Origin of the sequence: Corallococcus carmarthensis (genome assembly GCF_003611695.1) — a bacterium.
Classification (GTDB): Bacteria; Myxococcota; Myxococcia; order Myxococcales; family Myxococcaceae; genus Corallococcus; species Corallococcus carmarthensis.
In genome coordinates, this window is record NZ_RAWE01000403.1 from 1 (window position 1) to 3,352 (window position 3,352).

Genomic DNA, 3,352 nt, shown 5'->3' on the forward strand with positions numbered 1-3,352 from the left:
GTATAAGAGACAGCAAGGTGGTGTACCTCTCTCTTCCAATGACGCGGTGGGGCGAAGCGGCCGGGACCCTAGCGCGCTAGAGGATGTAGCGCGATAGATCCTCGTCCTGGACGATGGCGGACAGGCGCTCGCGCACGTAGGCGGCGTCCACCTGGAAGTCGCGCGGCCCCTGTTCGCTGGCGGTGAACGACACCTCGTCCAGCAGGCGCTCCAGCACGGTGTGCAGCCGCCGCGCGCCAATGTTCTGCGTGCGCTCGTTGGCCTGCTGGGCGATGCGGGCGACCTCCGCCACCGCGTCGTCGGTGAAGGACAGGCGCACGCCCTCCGTGGCGAGCAGCGCGGTGTACTGGCGCATGAGCGAGTTCTTGGGCTCGCGCAGGATGCGCACCAGGTCCTCGCCGGACAGCGCTTCCAATTCCACGCGGATGGGGAAGCGGCCCTGGAGCTCCGGGATGAGGTCCGACGGCTTGGACACGTGGAACGCGCCCGCCGCGATGAAGAGCATGTGGTCCGTCTTCACCTGGCCGTACTTGGTGTTGACGGCCGAGCCCTCCACGATGGGCAGGATGTCGCGCTGCACGCCTTCGCGCGACACGTCCGGGCCCCCGCCGCCCTTGCCGCCCTCGCGGCTGGCGATCTTGTCGATCTCGTCGATGAAGACGATGCCGCTGGACTCGGCGCGTGCCACGGCCTCGCGCTGGACGCGGTCCGGGTCCACCAGCTTCTGCGCTTCCTCCGCGCGCAGGAGCTGGAGCGCCTCCGGCACGCGCAGCTTGCGCTTCCGGGTGTTCTTCATGCCCGGCATGTTCTTGAACAGGTCCTGGAGGTTGACGCCGATCTCCTCCATGCCCTGGCCGCTGAAGTTGCGCATGAAGGTGGGCGAGCTCTCGCTGGTCTCCACCTCCACGGTCTGATCATCCAGCGTGCCGGCGCGCAGTTGGGCGCGCAGCTTCTCCCGCTCGTTGTCGCCCAGCGGCGAGGGCGCGGGGGCCGGCGGGGGCGAGAAGCCGAACGGCGGCGACGACGTCGTGCGCGACTGGCCGCCGTTCTTGATGAGCTCCATCAAGCGGTCCTCGGCCAGCTCCTCCGCGCGCGGCTTGACCTTCTCCGTCTCCTCCTCGCGAACGAGCGCGATGGCGGACTCCACCAGGTCGCGGATCATCGACTCGACGTCGCGGCCCACGTAGCCCACTTCCGTGAACTTGCTGGCCTCCACCTTCACGAAGGGGGCCTGGGACAGCTTCGCCAGGCGGCGGGCGATCTCCGTCTTCCCCACGCCGGTGGGGCCGATCATGATGATGTTCTTCGGGTAGATCTCATCGCGCAGGTCGTCCGGCACCTGCTGGCGGCGCCACCGGTTGCGCAGCGCGATGGCGACGGCGCGCTTGGCGTCCTTCTGCCCGACGATGTAACGGTCCAGCTCGCTGACGACCTCGCGAGGCGTGAAGGCGGACAACTTGCGCGGTTCGGCCACGGGGCGGTCCTCTCAGAGCTCTTCGTAGGTGACGTTGGAGTTCGTGTAGACGCAGATGTCCGCGGCGATGGCCATGGCCTGCGTGCAGATGTCCCGGGCGGACAGCTGCGAGTGCGCCTGGAGGGCGCGTGCGGCGGCCAGCGCGTAGTGGCCGCCACTGCCCACGGCGGCGATGCCGTGGTCCGGTTCGATGATGTCGCCCGCGCCGGAGAGGATGAAGGTCTTCTCCTTGTCCGCGACGATGAGCAGCGCCTCCAGGCGGCGGAGGAAGCGGTCGGTGCGCCAGTCCTTCCCCAGCTCCACGCAGGCGCGGGCCAGGTTCTTCTGGTGCTCCTTGAACTTGGCCTCGAAGCGCTCGAAGAGCGTGAACGCGTCCGCGGTGCTGCCCGCGAAGCCGGCGATGACCTGACCGTCGCCGATGCGGCGCACCTTGCGCGCCGTGTTCTTCATGATGGTCTTGTCGAGGCTGACCTGACCGTCGCCCGCGATGACGACCTTCCCTTCGCGGCGGACGCAGAGGATGGTGGTGCCGTGGAACATGACCGGGGGTTTAACAAGCCGGACCGCCCCCGACTCGTAAAAACGGCCTGGCTGTCCGCTCCCTCACCCTGGGGACGCGCTCAGGTCGCGGTCGCCTTCATCCAGCGGCCCACCAGCTTCACCAGGGCGGCCTTCTTCGCCTTCACCGTCTTCGCGTCCGGAAAGCTCACGACGCCCCGGTCCGGCGCCAGCCACTCCACCAGCCCCGAGTCGTCCTCGAAGGCGAAGCCCGTGGTGTCCTTCACCTTCGCGCCCCGGTGGAGGATGACCTGGAAGATGCCCTTGGGGGCCAGGCGGAAGGTGACGCGGTCGTCGCCCGAGTGCACGAAGCTGGGGGCCTTCCACTTGATGCGCTCGGTGATGCTGGCGTCGGAGGCCAGGATGGCGGCCCGCACGGCCTCCACCTGCGCCTTGAGCGGGTGGACCAGCTCCGCCATGAACTGGTCCACCTCCATGCTCCGGTTCGCCATGGCGCGGCCCCTCAGTCGATTCCGTCCTGCCGCAGGAGGGGCTCTTCGTAGTCCAGGACATCCCGGGAGGCCATGTCCATGAGGTAGCGCTGGACGGCCGGGAGCGAGGCACTGGCGGGCACGCTGACCGCCAGCAGCCGGTGCTGTTCACTCAGCTCGGTTTCACACCCCAGCGAGCGCAGTGCGGTGGTCACCTCCGTGATCTTCGCGCTGTCGTACATGATGACGCGAAGCAGGGAGTTCCCGGACCTGTCCACTGTCGCCCGATACCAAAGGCGACCCTCCTCCTCGCGGACCTCAATCGTGTCCCCGATGGTCGCGTCCCTCGCGAAAAACGGAACGTTATCAAGAACAAAACGCCCCCCTTGGACCGGGATGGTCCAAAGACTCTCCGCGCTCACCGGAGGATAGCCTTCGTCATCCTGGATCAGCTGAAAGAAAACCCGCTTCCGCTCTGTCATGGATAGGTGTCACTTTTCTCGAGGTTGCAATCCCTGCACAACACTTGACCGTTTCCTGGCGCACCCTCTCCGCCCTTGGACTTGGGCTGCACGTGATCCACGTGGGTTTCATTTCCAGGGGGAGTGACTCCCTTCTTGCTTTGCTGGGCGGGGACCGTCTCCGTACCGCAGCTCTCGCAGATGGTCTGTCCTTCGTTGGCCTTGCGGTTGCTCTCAATGACGTCGCGCTTTCCTGCGCGCGTGAAATCCCTTCCAGAGCGGTCCTTGCGTGAGCTCAGGACAGAAACAGCCTTGGCGCCATCCGCCAGTCCATCCGCCCCCACCGCCAGCCCCGCGACGATGCTGGCGGTGGAAGCGGCCATGACCGGAACGCCGACGACAGCCCCGGCCCCCGTCAGGGTCAGCCC

Annotated in this window: 5 protein-coding genes; all 5 read right to left on the reverse strand. The window is 67.2% G+C overall.

The window, feature by feature from the left end:
- Positions 1-76 precede the first annotated feature (76 nt).
- Positions 77-1,474: an ATP-dependent protease ATPase subunit HslU gene (gene hslU, locus D7X32_RS43690; protein ID WP_120608380.1), complete on the reverse strand. Its 1,398-nt coding sequence runs from the start codon at positions 1,472-1,474 to the stop codon at positions 77-79.
- Between the two features lie 12 nt (positions 1,475-1,486).
- Complete coding sequence (hslV, locus tag D7X32_RS43695; protein ID WP_120527843.1) at positions 1,487-2,014, reverse strand: ATP-dependent protease subunit HslV; 528 nt, start codon at positions 2,012-2,014, stop codon at positions 1,487-1,489.
- Positions 2,015-2,094: 80 nt separating this feature from the next.
- Positions 2,095-2,484, reverse strand: a complete 390-nt coding sequence (locus D7X32_RS43700) for a DUF1801 domain-containing protein (protein ID WP_244239514.1) — start codon at positions 2,482-2,484, stop codon at positions 2,095-2,097.
- Between the two features lie 11 nt (positions 2,485-2,495).
- The gene (locus D7X32_RS43705; protein WP_120608381.1) at positions 2,496-2,945 is read right to left on the reverse strand and encodes a DUF4265 domain-containing protein; all 450 of its coding nucleotides are present in this window, start codon (positions 2,943-2,945) and stop codon (positions 2,496-2,498) included.
- On the reverse strand, positions 2,942-3,352 hold a 411-nt coding region (locus tag D7X32_RS43710; protein ID WP_147450513.1), incomplete at its 5' end, for an HNH endonuclease. The genes D7X32_RS43710 and D7X32_RS43705, both read right to left, overlap by 4 nt.

Coding starts and splice junctions, on each gene's coding strand:
- D7X32_RS43700 (WP_244239514.1), bottom strand. CDS start 2,484: ATGGCGAACCGGAGCATGGAGGTGGACCAGTTCATGGCGGAGCTGGTC.
- D7X32_RS43705 (WP_120608381.1), bottom strand. CDS start 2,945: ATGACAGAGCGGAAGCGGGTTTTCTTTCAGCTGATCCAGGATGACGAA.
- hslV (WP_120527843.1), bottom strand. CDS start 2,014: ATGTTCCACGGCACCACCATCCTCTGCGTCCGCCGCGAAGGGAAGGTC.